This window comes from Pseudomonas sp. LD120 (assembly GCF_009861525.1).
Lineage (GTDB): Bacteria > Pseudomonadota > Gammaproteobacteria > Pseudomonadales > Pseudomonadaceae > Aquipseudomonas.
This window is the reverse complement of sequence record NZ_WVHL01000003.1, coordinates 401,454-417,530: the sequence shown is the minus strand read 5'-3', so window position 1 is coordinate 417,530 and position 16,077 is coordinate 401,454. Positions and strand designations below refer to the sequence as shown.

16 protein-coding genes and 2 pseudogenes are annotated in these 16,077 nt (G+C 61.5%); 12 read left to right on the top strand and 6 right to left on the bottom strand.

Features of this window, described 5'->3' with window-relative positions:
• The first annotated feature begins 51 nt into the window (after positions 1-51).
• A complete protein-coding gene (locus tag PLD_RS08150; RefSeq protein ID WP_159891555.1) occupies positions 52-369 on the top strand; it encodes an XRE family transcriptional regulator in 318 nt (105 codons plus the stop codon).
• A gap of 143 nt (positions 370-512) precedes the next feature.
• Here PLD_RS08150 and PLD_RS08145 read toward each other — a convergent pair whose 3' ends face one another.
• Complete coding sequence (locus tag PLD_RS08145; RefSeq protein WP_159891553.1) at positions 513-1,568, bottom strand: MBL fold metallo-hydrolase; 1,056 nt, start codon at positions 1,566-1,568, stop codon at positions 513-515.
• A gap of 199 nt (positions 1,569-1,767) precedes the next feature.
• Between PLD_RS08145 and PLD_RS08140 the strand changes: the two genes are divergently transcribed.
• From PLD_RS08140 to PLD_RS08125, 4 genes and pseudogenes are all read left to right on the top strand, one after another.
• Positions 1,768-2,376, top strand: a complete 609-nt coding sequence (locus PLD_RS08140; RefSeq protein WP_159891551.1) for a TetR/AcrR family transcriptional regulator — start codon at positions 1,768-1,770, stop codon at positions 2,374-2,376.
• 203 nt (positions 2,377-2,579) lie between these two features.
• The gene (locus PLD_RS08135) at positions 2,580-3,650 is read left to right on the top strand and encodes a diguanylate cyclase (RefSeq protein ID WP_159891549.1); all 1,071 of its coding nucleotides are present in this window, start codon (positions 2,580-2,582) and stop codon (positions 3,648-3,650) included.
• Between the two features lie 387 nt (positions 3,651-4,037).
• Positions 4,038-4,961, top strand: a complete 924-nt coding sequence (locus PLD_RS30925) for a methyl-accepting chemotaxis protein (RefSeq protein WP_371928961.1) — start codon at positions 4,038-4,040, stop codon at positions 4,959-4,961.
• A 7-nt stretch (positions 4,962-4,968) separates the two neighbouring features.
• Positions 4,969-5,299: pseudogene (locus PLD_RS08125) on the top strand (DUF1003 domain-containing protein); the annotation flags it as partial.
• Between the two features lie 5 nt (positions 5,300-5,304).
• Here PLD_RS08125 and PLD_RS08120 read toward each other — a convergent pair.
• Positions 5,305-6,207 carry a LysR family transcriptional regulator gene (locus tag PLD_RS08120; RefSeq protein ID WP_178116136.1) on the bottom strand — a complete coding sequence of 301 codons (903 nt, stop codon included), beginning with the start codon at positions 6,205-6,207 and terminating at the stop codon, positions 5,305-5,307.
• 61 nt (positions 6,208-6,268) lie between these two features.
• Here PLD_RS08120 and PLD_RS08115 point away from each other — a divergent pair, with 61 nt between their 5' ends.
• Positions 6,269-6,988 carry a CTP synthase gene (locus PLD_RS08115; protein WP_159891547.1) on the top strand — a complete coding sequence of 240 codons (720 nt, stop codon included), beginning with the start codon at positions 6,269-6,271 and terminating at the stop codon, positions 6,986-6,988.
• A complete protein-coding gene (locus PLD_RS08110; RefSeq protein ID WP_159891545.1) occupies positions 6,985-7,320 on the top strand; it encodes an antibiotic biosynthesis monooxygenase in 336 nt (111 codons plus the stop codon). Before PLD_RS08115 ends, PLD_RS08110 begins: the two co-directional genes overlap by 4 nt.
• Positions 7,321-7,355: 35 nt before the next feature.
• Here the strand turns inward: PLD_RS08110 and PLD_RS08105 are convergent, their stop codons facing one another.
• Positions 7,356-7,691 carry a DUF2025 family protein gene (locus PLD_RS08105; RefSeq protein ID WP_159891543.1) on the bottom strand — a complete coding sequence of 112 codons (336 nt, stop codon included), beginning with the start codon at positions 7,689-7,691 and terminating at the stop codon, positions 7,356-7,358.
• 246 nt (positions 7,692-7,937) lie between these two features.
• Between PLD_RS08105 and PLD_RS08100 the strand changes: the two genes are divergently transcribed.
• A complete protein-coding gene (locus tag PLD_RS08100) occupies positions 7,938-9,065 on the top strand; it encodes a glycerophosphodiester phosphodiesterase (protein ID WP_159891541.1) in 1,128 nt (375 codons plus the stop codon).
• Entirely contained in the window at positions 9,066-9,746 is a 681-nt protein-coding gene (locus PLD_RS08095) for a helix-turn-helix domain-containing protein (protein WP_159891539.1), read from the top strand.
• Here the strand turns inward: PLD_RS08095 and PLD_RS08090 are convergent.
• Positions 9,724-10,635: a sterol desaturase family protein gene (locus tag PLD_RS08090; RefSeq protein ID WP_159891537.1), complete on the bottom strand. Its 912-nt coding sequence runs from the start codon at positions 10,633-10,635 to the stop codon at positions 9,724-9,726. The two genes, PLD_RS08095 and PLD_RS08090, sit on opposite strands and share 23 nt — an antisense overlap.
• 155 nt (positions 10,636-10,790) lie before the next feature.
• Here PLD_RS08090 and PLD_RS08085 point away from each other — a divergent pair, with 155 nt between their 5' ends.
• Entirely contained in the window at positions 10,791-11,108 is a 318-nt protein-coding gene (locus tag PLD_RS08085; protein WP_159891536.1) for a PepSY domain-containing protein, read from the top strand.
• Between the two features lie 305 nt (positions 11,109-11,413).
• Here the strand turns inward: PLD_RS08085 and PLD_RS31070 are convergent, their stop codons facing one another.
• Both PLD_RS31070 and PLD_RS31065 read right to left on the bottom strand, forming a co-directional pair.
• Positions 11,414-12,118, bottom strand: a complete 705-nt coding sequence (locus tag PLD_RS31070; RefSeq protein ID WP_371929004.1) for a methyl-accepting chemotaxis protein — start codon at positions 12,116-12,118, stop codon at positions 11,414-11,416.
• Between the two features lie 228 nt (positions 12,119-12,346).
• Positions 12,347-12,457, bottom strand: a pseudogene (locus PLD_RS31065) (hypothetical protein); the annotation flags it as partial.
• 858 nt (positions 12,458-13,315) lie between these two features.
• Between PLD_RS31065 and PLD_RS08075 the strand changes: the two are divergent.
• Positions 13,316-14,338 (top strand): transporter, encoded by a 1,023-nt coding sequence (locus tag PLD_RS08075; RefSeq protein ID WP_159891532.1) that lies wholly within the window; start codon positions 13,316-13,318, stop codon positions 14,336-14,338.
• A gap of 121 nt (positions 14,339-14,459) precedes the next feature.
• The gene (locus PLD_RS08070) at positions 14,460-16,067 is read left to right on the top strand and encodes an inorganic phosphate transporter (RefSeq protein WP_159891530.1); all 1,608 of its coding nucleotides are present in this window, start codon (positions 14,460-14,462) and stop codon (positions 16,065-16,067) included.
• Positions 16,068-16,077: the final 10 nt, after the last annotated feature.

Sequence of the window (16,077 nt, the reverse complement as noted above, 5' to 3'; positions counted from 1 at the left end):
ACAAATATCCAGTACAACACTAACGCACTGCCTAATCTTCCGGAGAAAACCATGGCCTCTCTAGCGATGAAAATCACCCTGGAACGTATCGCCCTCTATCAATTCACTCCACAGCACTGCGCCCAAGCCCGTGACATGCTGGATTGGGACATGGAGCGACTGTCTCGTGAGTCCACTGTCTCGGTGCACGCCATTCAACGCTTCGAGGCCGGTTACGCAGTGCGTGACGTGACCCGCCTGGCCCTGGCGTTCTGTCTTGAAGCTCAAGGACTGGTGTTCTTTCCAGGCTTCACTCCGGGTCGAGGCATGAACATCAAGGGCGCCACCCCCAATCCCATGGAGCGCTCTGACTACGCCATGATCGAGTGATCCCGCCCGCTGCATGCCGACTTGAGTCCGACATTCAACGCCGGTGCATAGCCAAGCAAATGACTGGAAAGGTCGGGGTTTAGGCCTGATTTGATGGCAACGTGAACGCTGTCATGCGCTATGCCTGTCCAAGTCGTCCTGGGTCAGGCAGGTTCGACGCCCGCCTGATCCAGGGCTCCTTCCACCTCCAGCCACCAGGCCCCTCCCTGCAAGGGTTGGCTCAGACTGAAGGGCTCCCCCATCTGTGGAGTCGTGATGTTGATGTTGCGCTCCCGAGCCAGGACCAGGATGCGATCAAAAGGTTCATGCCAAGCGTGCATGGCCAGGTCGAAGGTGCCGTTGTGAATCGGCAGCAGCCAGCGACCTTGCAGGTCAATGTGGGCTTGCAAGGTTTGCTCCGGCTGCATGTGCACATGAGGCCATTCGACGTTGTAGGCGCCGGTTTCCATCAGCGTCAGGTCAAACGGACCGTATTGCTGGCCAATGCGCTTGAAGCCGTCGAAGAAACCGGTGTCGCCACTGAAGAAGATCCGCTTCGGCCCGTCGATCATCACCCAGGACGCCCACAAGGTGCGGTTGCCATCGAACAGACCACGACCGGAAAAATGCTGTGACGGCGTGGCGACAAAGCGAATCCCCTGGACTTCACACCCCTGCCACCAATCCAACTGGCGAACCTTGGCCGTCGGCACACCCCATTTGATCAGGGTGTCGCCCACTCCCAGCGGGGTGAGAAAGTGCCGGGTCTTGGCCGCCAGGGTCAGCACCGTCTGATGGTCCAAATGATCGTAATGATCATGAGACAGGATCACCGCCTCGATCGCTGGCAGTGCATCCAGACTGATGGGCGGCAAGTGAAAGCGTTTTGGCCCGGCCCATTGCACCGGTGACGCGCGCTCGGCAAACACCGGGTCGGTGATCCAGAACCTGTCGCGCATTTTCAGCAACACCGTGGAATGCCCAAGGCGAAAAACACTGTGGTTGGGCGCTGCCAGCAATTGCTCGCGCGTCAGTGGCTGCAGCGGAATGACCCCGGCCGGACGCGTATTACGCGGTTTGTGGAACAGCATGTTCCAGAAAATCTGCAGGGTTTTACCGACGCTGGCACGACGCACCGGGGCATGATTACGAAAGGCTCCCTGCTCATGGCGGGAGGTTTCCTGGCGGGTACCGCAGGATGAGGATGAGACAGTGACCATGACTGAAGTGACTCCATGCAGCGTGGCAAGGTTCGGAGGTTGCTCTGCGGGACGATTGACCGGCTCAAGCACGCAAGCATCAGTCGCAACCATCACCCCAAGAAATTACACTACACGGTGTAGTTTCTACATTGCAACAGGATTAAGACAACGTAGACTGCCCAGTGTCGTCACTGCCCACCTTCATCGAAACTAACTTATGACAGCCCCCAAGCGCCTCACCGACCTCAAACGCAATGCCATCATCCAAGCGGCAATCCGCGAATTCCGCGCCAACGGTTTCCAGATCACCAGCATGGACAAGATCGCTGCCACGGCCGGAGTTTCCAAGCGCACGGTGTACAACCATTTTCCCAGCAAGGAAGAATTGTTCGCCGAGATCCTGCATCAACTTTGGACCAGCATCAGCGCGCAATCGGAGGTGGCCTACCGCAGTGACCGGTCCCTTCGCGAGCAGCTGGAAAAGGTACTGCGGGCCAAGCTGCAACTGCTGGCCGACGACAACTTCCTCGACTTGGCTCGTGTGGCTATCGCCGCCACCATCCACTCACCCGAGCGGGCACAAGACATGGTGGCGCGGCTCGGCGAACGGGAGGAAGGGCTGACGCTATGGATTCGCGGGGCCTTGGCCGACGGCCGCCTAAAACCGCTGGACCCGGAGTTCGCCGCAACGCAAATGCATGGCCTGCTCAAAAGCTTTGCCTTCTGGCCTCAAATCACCCTCGGCCAGGCTCCCTTGGAGGCAGACATGCAGACCCGGGTTATCGACTCGGCACTGGACATGTTTCTCGCCCACTACCAAGCCTGAGCCAGGGCCCTTCCAACAGCCGATACCCGCCGTCCAGCGTGGACAACGGTGCGTCCATGTTGCCGTCTACTGTGAAATGGCTTCGAAGGACACTGATTAATTTCACTGGAATAAATGACAATATTCACCAAACTGATCCGATCAACGGCAACGCCGTAAAAACACCACAAGGTGTTTCAGTACAACATCTGGTGCACAAATCTATGGAAAACCATCGCGGCAAAGGACTGTCATTTGCCAAACGCATCTATCGACCCAGGATCATCGGCCTGGGTATCGGCGGCATCAGTGTGTTCGCCGCGCTCTACCCCCTGAGCATGCCTCACTGGATATGGGCACTGCTGCTGTTCCACGGCCTGATCTGGCCACATCTGGCTTATCAACTCTCCAGCCGCTCGACTTTTCCCTACCAGGCAGAACGCCGCAACGTACTGTACGACTCACTGCTGGGCGGTTTCTGGGCCGCCAGCATGCAGTTCAACCCACTGCCGGCGGTGACCATTCTGTCGATGATGGCCATGAACAACGTGGCTGCGGGCGGCTTGCGCCTGTTCCTTCGCGGCAGCCTCGCCCAAGGCGTCGGCGTACTGCTCTCCTGGGCGCTGCTGGGGGCCAATTTCAGCAACCAGATCAACCCGTGGCAAATCTACGCCTGTCTGCCCATGTTGATCCTCTACCCCTTGGCAGTGGGCATGGTCTGTTACCAGTTGGCAATCACGCTGTCCAAGCATAAGCGTGCCCTGAGCGCCCTAAGCCGCACCGACAGCCTCACCGGCCTGCTCAATCACGGCTCCTGGAAAGACCTGTTGCATATCAAGTTCCACAAGTGCCAGCAACAGCAGATCGAAGCCAGCATCGCGCTGATCGACATCGACCATTTCAAGGCCATCAACGACACCTATGGGCACATCATTGGCGATGCAGTACTGCGCCATCTGAGCAGCGAGCTGCGACGCAACCTGCGCCATGACGACCTCGCCGGACGCTACGGGGGCGATGAGTTCTGCGTGATCCTGCCGCGCATGAGCCACCAGCAGGCGGCGGACATCATGGAGCGCCTGCGCCAGGTCTTCAACCAGTACCAGCACCCTGATGTGAGCGAACTGAAGGTCAGCCTGAGCATCGGCCTGGCCGCTTTCGACACTGGCTTCAAGGACCCCGCGTCTTGGCTCAACGCAGCAGACAAGGCCCTGTACCTGGCAAAAAACAGCGGACGTAACCGCATTGCCAGCAATGGCGGCAAGGCTCATGTCTCTCGGACACAACCGGTATAACCCCCCTCAAAACTTATACGAACTCAAAACGAACAACATTTCCGTACAAGTTTATTGGGGTTTTCCAGCGCCACTGCCACCGTAGTGCGGCCACTTTGTTGCAGAAGAATCCTCACTTCAATCCCCCTGCAACCCTTGATACTCAGTCCACTTAAATCGACTTGCAGTCGCAAAATTGACTCATGAAGCAGGGCCAGACGTTCCCCCGGAATCTCATCCCGCTTCATCGCTGCGAGTTTTTCTGTCAGTCATGGAACGCTGACATTGAGCAGAGAATGCCGAACGCCAGGAGGCGTTCGGCGTACCGGCGCATTCAATAGAGATCGACGCAACGTTTCTCCCATAGAGCATCTGCCAACATGCTATTTAACCGCCACAACAAAATGATTGACTCCTTACAAAAACGTTGCCGAACAATCACGCCTGCTAAAGGCCATTGATCGCTCCATGGCGGTAATCGAGTTCGACCTGCACGGCATGGTGCTGCGCGCCAACGACAACTTTCTCCAGACCCTGGGCTACCGCCAAGAACAGGTGATCGGCCAGTCCCACCGCCTGTTCTGCACCCTGCAATACGCGCGCAGCAACGAATACCAACAACTGTGGTCTCGCCTGAAAGACGGCCAGTTCCAGTCCGGGACCTTTGAACGGCTCGACAGCGCTGGGCAGAGCCTGTGGCTGGAGGCCAGCTACAACCCTATCCGTGACGAATCCGGTGCCGTGTACAAAGTGGTCAAATACGCCGTCAACGTCACCCCTCAGGTGGAAAAGCACGCACAGGACGCGCAAAGCGCAAGCCAGGCGTATCACATCTCGGTGCAAACCCGAAAAGTCGCCGAACAAGGCACGGGGGTGATCCAGCAGGCCGCCAGCGAGATGCGACAGATTGTCGACAACATTGAGGATGCCTCATCGCTGATCGCCAAACTCGGCGAGCGTTCCGAGCAGATCACCGCCATCGTCAACACCATTCGTTCGATTGCCGACCAGACCAATCTGCTGGCCCTGAATGCAGCCATAGAGGCGGCCCGAGCCGGGGAACAGGGGCGCGGCTTTGCCGTGGTGGCCGATGAGGTCCGGCAACTGGCGGCACGCACCAGTGGTTCCACGGCGGAAATATCCAGCATGATCGACATGATCCAGAGCGAAACCCAACAAGCGATCAAAAGCATGGATGGCAGTCGCGAACGCGCGGCCAAAGGCGTGCAACTGGCAGATCAGACCGGTACGGTCATCCTGCAGATTCGTGACGGCGCCAGCGATGCGGTGCAAGCCGTCAGCATGCTCGCCAGTGAGCGCGGGGGGATCTGAGGCAAGGGTTGCCCAGTTCGACCTCTCCCCCTTCATCCTTCTGAATCTGGCCTTCAGCCTGCAGGCAGCCTATGCCGCGCCGCTGATCCTCCTGGCGCAAACACGCCAGGCAGCGCGGGAAAGCCCAGGTGGAAGCCGATGTACAGCACCGTGAGCCCCTGGCCGTTGCCATCAGCGAACGTCAGGCACAGGCCGCGCAGACCGTCGCGCAGTTGCTCGAACGGCTGAAGCAGAACACCCGCCTGACGCAAATGACCAAACAGTTGAGCGAGCGCATCGAGAACCTCACCAGCAAGATGCACGCGCACGTTGTACATCAGCCCCACTCGAAAACCTGAGTGTTTCAGGGCCAGCGCACGTGATGCGCCAGCTCATCGAACAACGTCACCACAGAGCGCAGGGCCCGGCAGTCCGGCCGGGTCAGTAGCCACAGCGCGGTGTCATGGCCCAAGGGCTCACTCAAGGCCTGCAGATCGCCGCCCATGAGAAAGTCCGGCAACGCCGCCACCCCAAGGCCGACCCGCACCAGCTCGGTCACCGCCAGCATGCTGTTGCAGCGATAACTGGGTTGTACCCCAGGCCACTGCCGACGGCGCCAGACCACCGTGGGGTGATCCGGCAGAACGTCATCCAGGGCAATCCACGCCACCTGCGCCAGGTCACTGCAATCGACCCGTTGTCGATACACCGGGCTGGCGCATACCCGGTACGACACCGTTCCCAGGCAGCGCCCCACCAGATGCTCCGCAGGAGTCGCGGTGAGGCGCAGGGCAATATCAGCATCGCGGCGGTTGAGGTTGGCGAAGTCATTCGAGGTGCACAGCTCGATGACCAACGCCGGGTACTTGGGCATGAACTGCGCCAGGGCCGGCAGCAACAGACCCTGCAACACCGAATCGGTACAGGTCAGGCGCACCGTGCCACTGACCACTTCACCGCCCTGGGCCACGCCGATCCGTGCCGCTTCAAGCGCCTGCTCCGCTTGTTCAGCCTGCTGTGCCAGGGCCTGGGCCAGGCTGGTGGGCAGATAGCCGGCGCGGCTCTTGTCGAACAGTTGCTGGCCGAGCCCGGCCTCCAACCGGCGCACCGCGCGAAACACTGTCGAAACATCGACCTTGAGCAGGGCTGCGGCACGGGCCAGGGAGCCGCCACGGACCAGGGCCAGTACCAGCGACAGGTCCGGGTAATCCAGCCGATAGTGCGCTGCTGCATTGATCACTTGGGTAAACGCCAATATTGATTGCATGGACGCCAATCTATAGTGGCCTCAGGCAATCGACAAGTCAGCGCCTTTACCGGAGAAGCCCATGCAAGCACCCACCTCGCCACCCACCCTGCGCATCGCCCTGGTGGGGGATCACGACCCACTGATCAGCGCGCACCAGGCCATTCCCTTGGCCCTGGATCAGGCCGCAGCCGACGTCGCAATCACCCTCGACGTGCAATGGCTGGCCACTCCTGATCTGACTCGCGAGCACCTGTTGCAAGGCTTCGACGCCATCTGGTGCGTGCCCGGCAGCCCCTACCGGAATATCCATGGCGCACTGCTGGCGATCCGCGTGGCCCGGGAGCAACAGCGCCCCTTCCTCGGCACCTGCGGCGGCTTTCAGCATGCGCTCCTGGAATACGCGCGCAACGTACTGGGCTGGTCCGATGCCGAACACGGCGAGATCGCCCCCGATGCCGAGCGCGCACTGCTCACCCCATTGGGCTGTGCCCTGGTGGAGGCCCGTGAGCCTATCGAACTGCAAGACGGCAGTCGGATCGCCAAGGCCTATGGCACCCGGCGCATCGAGGAAGGCTATCGCTGCCACTACGGCGTCAATCCGGACTTTGCCGGGCCTCTGCTCGCTGGCACCCTGCGTGCCAGCGGCCACGACCGCCAGGGAGATCTGCGCGCCGTGGAGCTCGCCGATCATCCATTTTTCGTCGCCACTCTGTTCCAGCCCGAACGCGCGGCCCTCAAGGGCCACACGCCCCCCCTGGTCAGCGCCCTGCTCAATGCCTGCCTGGAGACCCGAGGATGATCGGCCAGGCACCCGCCCCGCCCTACTACGCCGTGATCTTCAGCTCCCAACGCGGCGCCGCGGACCCCGACTACGATCAGGCCGCCGAGCGCATGCTGGAACTGGCGCGCCGGCAACCGGGCTTTCTCGGGGTCGAATCGGCTCGGGGCGCGGACGGTTTCGGGATCACCGTGTCCTACTGGAGCAGTGAGGCGGCAATCCTGGCGTGGAAGCACCACGCCGAACACAGCGCCATCCGCGAGCGCGGACGCAAGGATTGGTACCAGTCCTGCCATACCCGGGTCAGCAAGGTCGAACGGGCCTATGCCTTCGGCCCTCAAGCCCAGGCCTGAACCGCGGCCTACAGCGGTTCAGGCCTGCCGCCGGATCAATCCTGAGCCATCGGCAACAGGCTGCGCACGGCCTGGATTTCCGGCAGATCGCTACGGCGCATATAGACCCGTAGCGGTTCGCTGATGTTGATCCGGTCGTCGATGTTCTGGTCCAGCAACAACTGGATCTGCTCGCGCTTGAGGCTCATGGCCTGATCGGACACCGGCGCCCAGACAAATTCGCTGGCCGGCACTATGGCGTCGTCGGCCACATCCATGCCGAAGGAGTCTTCGCTGAAACGCACGATGTAACGGCCGGTCTTGCGATTGAAACCGACAAAACCCTTGAGCTGGTCGGCAGCCTGGCAGATGAGTTCAGAGGTGATGCTCATGGTAAACCTCACGGTAAGTCCCACAGGACTGGGTGATCGATGGTCTACACGCGAGGCAAGGAAAGAGGTGTTTTCAGGCTTCCCTCTGCTGGGGAAACTGCAGCGCACAAGAGTACTGCAAAGTACCGGGAAAAACCCTCAAACATGCAAATGAGCGGGGTTTATGTCGCGCTGGAGATAGCACAAGCGTCATTGAGTTGCTAAAAGATACGTCCTTGTCATTGCCCCCACGAAAGGATTTCGAGCATGCCCGCGACCTTTTCCCCTTGCGCCCTGATGCTGGGCCTGATGCTCGGTTGCGGCCTGGCTCAAGCGTCTGAACAGCCTGCCCCAAGCGCGCTGGCCACGCGCCAGGGCATTCCGCGACCGGCGGTGATCGCCCATCGCGGAGCCTCCTACGATGCCCCCGAATCCACGGCAGCCGCCTATCGTCTGGCCCGCGACCTGGGCGCTGACTACCTGGAAATGGACCTGCAACGCAGCAAGGACGGCGTGCTCTTCGCCCTGCACGACGACAACCTGCAACGCACCACCGACGTCGCGCAAAAATTCCCCCAACGCAAAGACAGCCCGGCCAATGCCTTCACCATGGCGGAGCTGAAAACCCTCGACGCCGGCAGTTGGTTCAACCAGGCCTACCCGGATCGCGCACGGCCTGGCTTTGCCGGCCTGAAGATTCTCACCCTGGATGAAATCATCGACATCGCCCAAGGCAATCCGCAGCACAAGCCCGGGCTCTATATCGAAACCAAGGAACCGCAGCTCTTCCCCGGCATTGAGCATGACCTCAAGGAAAAGCTTCAGGACCGTGGCTGGCTCAGCTCGGCGGGCTCCAAGCTGGCAAAAAGCGAGTTGGCGGTGGGCCAGGGTAAAGGCAAGGTGGTGTTGCAGACCTTCGACAAAGGCAGCCTGGAACTGCTGCACGAGGCCATGCCCAAGGTGCCGAAAATCCTCTTGCTGTGGATTGCTCCCGGCTACATCGAACCAGCCTCTGGCCAGGCCTTCGCCAGCAGCGGCGAAACCGACAAGGCGGCCTTCTACGCCAGGCAGCAGCCCAAGGACCCAGCCGAGTTCAAGCGCTGGGTCGACTACGCCAAGACCCAAGGCGCCATCGGCACAGGGCCTTCGGCGACCCTCACCGCGGGTGGCGAGCAGAGTTACGCAGATCTGGTACAGCCGTGGATGAATCAATACACCCACGACCAAGGCCTCTTGGTGCACGCCTACACCCTTGATGACCCCGTGGATTTCAAGAAAGCCATGGACGCTGGGGTCGATGGCATGTTCACCAACCGCAGCGCCGAGTTGCTCAAGTACCTGAAGCGTTCGAGCAACGCCAGCGCGACCCAGTTGCTGGAGGCCAGCGGTTACTGAATGTGCGCCTCAAACTGGAGCGGCGAGCTTTGGCTGGGGCGCGACTTCGGCCTGGTCCACGGCTTAATGGGGCGCACCGCGCGCCATGCCCACTACGCCCATCAACTGATCATCGCCCCCGAGCAAGCGGTCACGGTGGAGCTCGACGGCGCTCGGCACAGCGCTCACTTCGTGCTGATCCAAGGCTTGCAGCGCCACGCCATCCTCCAGGCTCCGACAAGCACCTTCACGGTCTACGCCGAGCCACTGTCGATCGCTGCTGCGGACCTGCAGGCGTGTGTCCTGCGCGCCGAAACCTCACTGTCTGGACTGGAAGCGGCACTGCGCGCCTGCCCGCGCCAGCCGCTTGCCGACCGCCGCGTGACTCGGGCTCTGCGGGCTGTAGACGCCACCCTTGGGGGCAAAGTGGCGGCAGCGCAACTGGCTGCCCAGGCCCATGTATCGCTGAGCCAACTGGAGCGATTGTTCGCCCGGGATGTGGGCTTGCCGGTGCGACGCCTGGTGCTCTGGCGCCGTCTGCGCCTGGCCATGGCCTTGTTGCTCGACGGTCAGGCCATGACCCAGGCGGCCCACAGTGCCGGCTTTGCCGATAGCGCGCACTTCTCGCGCACCTTGAAGGCGCTGTTCGGGGTGACCGCCGGCCAGACCCTGAAAAGCCTCAGCCCCCGCCTGCTCGATTGAGCGGACGGCGCAGGGCCTCGGGCACCTTGGGCTCTGCCGCGTAGCACTGGGCCTTGAACGGCTCCAGCACCTGCGGCCAGTAGTCCTGCGGATAGTCCGGACGGCTGCCGATGCCCAGGTCGCCGTGACGCATCGAGTAGTCGTGCCGATAGAACGCAGTGCCCAACAGCCTGTCCCAGCAGTTGAAGAACAAGCCAAAATTCACATCGCCAGCACGGCCGTATTTCATGTGATGAAAGCGATGCACCGGCGCCCAGGCGAATACCCAACGCAATCCGCCCAGGCGCATATCGACATTGGAATGCTGCAACAACAACTCAATAGCAATAGCCAGGGCCAGCAGCTGCGCCACCGGCAACGGAATCCCCATGAGCACCAGTGGCAGCAGCCCCGCCGAAGCTTCCAGCAGTTGGTGCAAGGGGTGTTTGAGCAGCCCGTTGAAACCGTACATACGCTGCACACTGTGGTGCACCGCATGCAGGCGCCAGAGCCAAGCCCAGCGATGGCTGCCGTAATGAGCCAGGGTAATCCCGCAATCGGCGATCACTATCGCCAGCAGCAGTTGCCCCCAGAGCGGCCAGCCCCCGGGCCACAAGCCATCGTAGGCCAGCAGTGCCACCAGCCCTGGCAAGGCCAACAGGCCCAGCGCATTCAGGCTTTCATTGACCAGGGCATGCAAGCCATCGCGCAGTCGATCCCCCTGCGAGCGATTCCAGGCCCGCTCGTAAGGCAACAACCACTCCGCCAGAAAGGACACCAGCAGCGCCGCCGCGAACAGCACCAGCAACCCGAGCGCCGAGGCGTGCTCGCCGCTCATCCAGTACAACCCGCCGCCAATCCATCCGCCAAAGAACAACGGGCCATACAACCACGCAAACAGTCGTTTCATTCACTGTGTCTCCTTGAAGGGAGACGCCAGCTTGCAACCGGCCCGCACACCCTGGCTTGAACAAACGGCGCAAACACTCAGCGGAATTAAGGGTGAATTAAGTTGCATTGGCTAACCTGTGCCCATCGAAACCCATCACCCTGAGGAATCAAAACATGACCCAGTTCTCCGCCCTATTTGCCGCCGCCGCCCTGACCCTGACCGCAGGTCTTGCCCAGGCCGACGTGCGTCCGGACCTGATCCCGGGCCTGCTCAAATCCGGCGCCATCATGGACCTGGAAAAACTCAACCAGGCCGCTCTGGCCCAACACCCCGGCACCACCGCCGCCAGCATTACCGACACCGAGCTGGACCAGACCGCCACCGGTACCTATGTCTATCAGGTTGAACTGCGTGACAGCAAAGGCATCGAGTGGGACGTGGACCTGGATGCCAAGACCGGCAAGGTGCTGAGCAACAAGCAAGACAACTAAACGCCACCACAGCACAAGGCCGCGCCCGGTTACCGGAGCGCGGCCTTGTGCTGTGGCCGCCATGACTTTTGGTGCGGCGGCGACCGGCTTGCGCAAGGCTTTCAGCGTATCGCGCTTGGGATCATCACTGCTGGCCTTGCCGGCAATACCGGTCTTGCTCGGGTTGAGCCGGGCCTAATTGATCGAAAGCCAAGTGACGCTGACCACGGCGCTTGTCCTGATAATGGGCAGATACCCGGTCATCAACGCACTTGAGAGCGTCCGTGTACCGGCCTGGTGAGCAGGCCGATACAGAGCGCTCGGTCTCAGGCGCTCAAACGTGCCGTGACCTCATTCAACTGCCCCGACAAGCCATGCAGATTGCGGCTCGCCGCTTCAGTGCGCTGAACGTTGTCGAGGTTGTTACTGGCAATCGAGGTGATCTCGGTGAGATTGCGTGAGATGTCCTCGGCCACCGACGTCTGCTCCTCGGCGGCGGTAGCGATTTGCCGGTTCATGTCGCGGATCGCTTCCACGGCCTCGGTAATGCGCTCCAGCATGGCCCCCGCTTCGGTCACCTGCTGTACGCTTTGCTCGCTGCGCGACTGGCCGCTCTCAATGGCCTGAGCCGCATCCACGGCGCCGGTTTGCACGGTCTGAATGATCTGGTTGATCTCGGTGATCGAGGCCGCGGTGCGCTGGGCAAGGCTGCGCACCTCATCGGCGACCACTGCGAAACCGCGCCCGGCTTCGCCGGCACGGGCCGCTTCGATGGCCGCGTTGAGGGCCAACAGGTTGGTCTGTTCGGCGATCCCTTGAATCACTTCCAGCACCTTGCCAATCCGGCCGCTGTCAGCTTCCAGACGACGGATCACCGTGGCGGTGTTGGCGATCTCGCCACGCATTTGAGTGATGCTGTGGATGGTGCTCTGCATCACCTGTTCACCCTGCTGCGCTGACTGGTCGGCGTCGTCCGCAGCCCGAGCGGCGTCAGCGGCATGGCGCGCCACTTCCTGGGCGGTGGCTGACATTTCGTTCATCGCCGTGGCCACCTGATCGGTGCGGCTGAACTGTTCGTTGGTGCCCTGAGACATCAGGGTGGCAATCGAATTGAGTTCGCCACTGGAGCTGTCCAGGTCAGCGGCGCTGCGCTGCAGGCTGCTGAAAGTCTGGGCCAGGAAGTCACGCAGGGTATTGGCGGCCATCGCCAGCCTGCCCAGTTCATCCTGACGCTCGCTCGCCACCCGCTGATCAAACTGCCCACGACTGAGGTGAGCGACATAATCGATCAATTGACGAATCGGCTGTACCAAGCTGCGATTGACCAGCCACAGGCTGAGCAGGCCGATCAGCAGACCGGACGCGAGCATCACCAGAATGCCCATCCACACGGTACGATCGGCCGCCACGCTGATCTGCCGCGATTGCTGATCGCTCTGCTTGCGCAACTCGCTCACCAACTCACTCATCTGCTCGCTGGTGGCACGGTCCACGCCCTTGACCGCGGCATCGCCGGCACGGGCATCGGCCCCCGCCGCCACGTAGGCGTCACGGCCTTTCTGGTAGGAGGCTGCGAGCATCCGATGTTCATCGGCCAGACGCTGCACCCGACTCTTCAGGCTCGGCTCCAGTCCAGGCGTCTGGGCCAATTGGCCAAGGATGTTCTGCACATCGCGCTGGCGGTCCTCGAACTGCTGCCAGTACTTGTTCAGGTCCTGGGGCTGTTTGCCGCGCAGCAGCACGTTCTTCCACTCCTGCACCTGGCTTTTGAACTGCAGGTTGGCTTCATCGATCAACTGCGAACTGCGCAGCGGACCGTCAATCAGCTCGCGGTAGCTCTGCACACCACCGGACAACAAGTGAAAGCTAGCCAGGGCGATCAACAGCATCGCGAACAGGCTACCGCTCAGCAGGGCGAGAATTTGCGCTCTCAGGGATTTTTGCAAAAACATCGAGAAGATCTCATGTCAGGGATAGAGCCGGCCCGTAGGCCGCGCGTAAGGATGAACTTCCCTGTCAGGTGCATTCGAGGGTGGCGAATGCGTATTGCATGTACTGCCTGCGTAATCGGCCTTTGCGCACCAATCTTGAGCACTACCGACCACTGGTATCACCTCCAGCAAGTGTGCGCGTTGAAACGTCATAAAACTGTCAAAAGCCCTGGTCATGATGGGGTCCGAGTGAACCTGTAGAACCCGCGCCAGGCACTGTCCCTCCTGCGAGACTCAATGAACCACAGCATCGACCAGCGTCACCGGGATGCCGATCTGTTTGGCTTGCTCTACGGTTTCAGCTTCCGGCCGGGAGAACGCGGCCAGGAACTGGATTCGGCCAACGCCCTGCTCGCCCTGCAACAGCCCCAAGACAAGGATGAATTCCTCTGGCTGCACCTGAACCTGGCCCACGCCGCTTGTGAACGCTGGATGAAGGCGCACCTGCAACTGCCCGAGGAGTTTTTCGAAGCCCTGCACGAAGGCTCGCGCTCGACCCGCATTGAACACGTGGACTCAGCCCTGCTGGCGGTGGTCAACGACGTGGTGTTCAACTTCAGTAGCCTGGTCTCTTCGGACATTTCCACGCTCTGGGTCTGCGCCCGCAGCCGGCTGATCGTCAGCGCCCGCCTGCAACCCCTGCATTCGGTGGACAAGCTGCGCTCCTCGGTCAAGGCCGGCGAGTGCTTTCGCTCGCCCCTGGAACTGTTGGTGCATCTGCTGCGCGATCAGGGCGAAGTGCTGACCCAGATCGTGCGTAAAACCAGCCTCAGCGTGGATCAGATCGAAGACCAACTGTTGGCCGCCCGGGTCTCCAGCAACCGCGCCGAACTGGGGGCCATGCGCCGGGTGCTGGTGCGCTTGCAACGGCTGTTGGCCCTTGAGCCAGGCTCTCTGCTGCGCCTGCTCAACCGCCCGCCACAATGGCTACAGAAGGACGACGTCAAGGAACTGCGCAAATCCACTGAAGAGTTCGCCCTGATCATCAACGACCTCACGGCCCTGGGCGAACGGATCAAACTGCTGCAGGAAGAAATCGCCGCCAACCTCAACGAACAGACCAACCGCACCCTGTTCACCCTGACCGTGGTCACTGTGCTGGCCCTGCCGATCAACATCATCGCCGGCTTCTTCGGCATGAACGTCGGCGGCATTCCGTTCTCCAGTGACCCGCAAGGGTTCTGGATTCTCGTCGCGTTGGTGGTCACCTTCACCGTAATCGCCGGACGCTGGGCGTTCCGCAAACGCCAGGATCATTAATCGCTGGGTACCGGATAAACGGAGTGACTCATTTGCCGAAACACTGACCTGAGGCAGCCTCTGTGCAATATCTGGCAACGATCATGGGCGACACTCCTTCCCGCAACAGGATTGTCCAGTAATGGCCACCCCTTCCCTGACCGCCTCCCAGAGCCCCGACATCAAGCCGCAATTGGATAAAAAAGCCAGCCCCTTCACCTTGGTGGTGTTCTTCGCAGTACTGGCCATGGGCCTGTTGTTCACGGCCTACAGCCTGGTGCATGACATGCACCAACTGGGCGCCACGGTCACCACCTGGACCCCGTTCCTGCTGCTGGGGGTGGCGCTGCTGATCGCCCTGGGCTTCGAGTTCGTCAATGGCTTTCACGACACCGCCAACGCCGTGGCCACGGTGATCTACACCCACTCCCTGCCGCCGCAGTTCGCGGTGGTCTGGTCCGGTTTCTTCAACTTCCTCGGGGTGCTGCTGTCCAGCGGCGCGGTGGCCTTCGGCATCATTGCGCTACTGCCGGTGGAACTGATCCTGCAAGTCGGCTCCTCCGCGGGTTTCGCCATGATCTTCGCCCTGCTGATCGCCGCCATCCTGTGGAACCTCGGCACTTGGTGGCTGGGGCTGCCGGCCTCTTCGTCCCACACCCTGATCGGTTCGATCATTGGCGTCGGCGTGGCCAACGCCTTGATGCATGGCCGCGACGGCACCAGCGGCGTGGACTGGAGCCAGGCCAGCAAGGTCGGCTACGCCCTGTTGTTCTCGCCATTGATCGGTTTTGTGTTCGCCGCCCTGCTGTTGTTGGCCCTGCGCCTGTTCGTCAAGAACCGCGCCCTGTACAAAGCGCCCAAGGGCGACGCCCCGCCGCCGTGGTGGATTCGCGGCTTGCTGATCCTGACCTGCACCGGGGTGTCCTTCGCCCACGGTTCCAACGACGGCCAGAAAGGCATGGGCCTGATCATGCTGATCCTGGTGGGCACCCTGCCCATGGCCTATGCCCTGAACCGCACCATGCCCGCCGACCAGTCACTGCAATTTGCCGCGGTGGCCGAAGTCACCCAGCAGGCCCTGATGAAAAGCGCCCCGCAAGCGGCCCCCGCCGATCCTCGCGCGGTGCTTTCGGAGTACATGCGCAGCAAGGAGGCCACGCCAGAATTGATCCCCGCCCTGGCCGCCCTGACCGGCGCCATCGGTGCCGAGGTCAAGGGCTACGGTTCCCTGGCCAAGGTGCCCGCCGAGGCCATGAGCAATGTGCGCAACGACATGTACCTGACCAGCGAAACCATTCGCCTGATGGACAAGAACCAAGTGGGCCACTTCGATCAGGACACCCGGGACAAGCTGCAACTGTTCAAACAGCAGATCGACAACGCCACGCGCTTCATTCCGCTGTGGGTAAAGATCGCCGTGGCCATCGCCCTCGGCCTGGGCACCATGGTGGGCTGGAAGCGCATCGTGGTGACCGTCGGCGAGAAGATCGGCAAGACCCACCTGACCTATGCCCAGGGCGCCTCGGCGGAGACCGTGGCCATGCTGACTATCGGCGCGGCGGACATGTTCGGCCTGCCGGTGTCCACCACCCACGTGCTGTCCTCGGGGGTGGCGGGGACCATGGTGGCCAATGGCGCCGGGCTGCAGATGCGCACCATCCGCAACCTGGCCATGGCCTGGGTCCTGACCTTGCCGGCGGCCATCCTGCTTTCCGGCAGCCTGTACTGGCTGTTCACTCAATTGTTCTAGCCCCCGGGTA

Bases quoted from the DNA above. Each gene is read 5' to 3' on its own strand.
- PLD_RS08150 (WP_159891555.1), top strand. From the start codon at position 52: ATGGCCTCTCTAGCGATGAAAATCACCCTGGAACGTATCGCCCTCTAT.
- PLD_RS08145 (WP_159891553.1), bottom strand. From the start codon at position 1,568: ATGGTCACTGTCTCATCCTCATCCTGCGGTACCCGCCAGGAAACCTCC.
- PLD_RS08140 (WP_159891551.1), top strand. From the start codon at position 1,768: ATGACAGCCCCCAAGCGCCTCACCGACCTCAAACGCAATGCCATCATC.
- PLD_RS08135 (WP_159891549.1), top strand. From the start codon at position 2,580: ATGGAAAACCATCGCGGCAAAGGACTGTCATTTGCCAAACGCATCTAT.
- PLD_RS08120 (WP_178116136.1), bottom strand. From the start codon at position 6,207: ATGCAATCAATATTGGCGTTTACCCAAGTGATCAATGCAGCAGCGCAC.
- PLD_RS08115 (WP_159891547.1), top strand. From the start codon at position 6,269: ATGCAAGCACCCACCTCGCCACCCACCCTGCGCATCGCCCTGGTGGGG.
- PLD_RS08110 (WP_159891545.1), top strand. From the start codon at position 6,985: ATGATCGGCCAGGCACCCGCCCCGCCCTACTACGCCGTGATCTTCAGC.
- PLD_RS08105 (WP_159891543.1), bottom strand. From the start codon at position 7,691: ATGAGCATCACCTCTGAACTCATCTGCCAGGCTGCCGACCAGCTCAAG.
- PLD_RS08100 (WP_159891541.1), top strand. From the start codon at position 7,938: ATGCCCGCGACCTTTTCCCCTTGCGCCCTGATGCTGGGCCTGATGCTC.
- PLD_RS08095 (WP_159891539.1), top strand. From the start codon at position 9,066: ATGTGCGCCTCAAACTGGAGCGGCGAGCTTTGGCTGGGGCGCGACTTC.
- PLD_RS08090 (WP_159891537.1), bottom strand. From the start codon at position 10,635: ATGAAACGACTGTTTGCGTGGTTGTATGGCCCGTTGTTCTTTGGCGGA.
- PLD_RS08085 (WP_159891536.1), top strand. From the start codon at position 10,791: ATGACCCAGTTCTCCGCCCTATTTGCCGCCGCCGCCCTGACCCTGACC.
- PLD_RS31070 (WP_371929004.1), bottom strand. From the start codon at position 12,118: ATGTCAGCCACCGCCCAGGAAGTGGCGCGCCATGCCGCTGACGCCGCT.
- PLD_RS08075 (WP_159891532.1), top strand. From the start codon at position 13,316: ATGAACCACAGCATCGACCAGCGTCACCGGGATGCCGATCTGTTTGGC.
- PLD_RS08070 (WP_159891530.1), top strand. From the start codon at position 14,460: ATGGCCACCCCTTCCCTGACCGCCTCCCAGAGCCCCGACATCAAGCCG.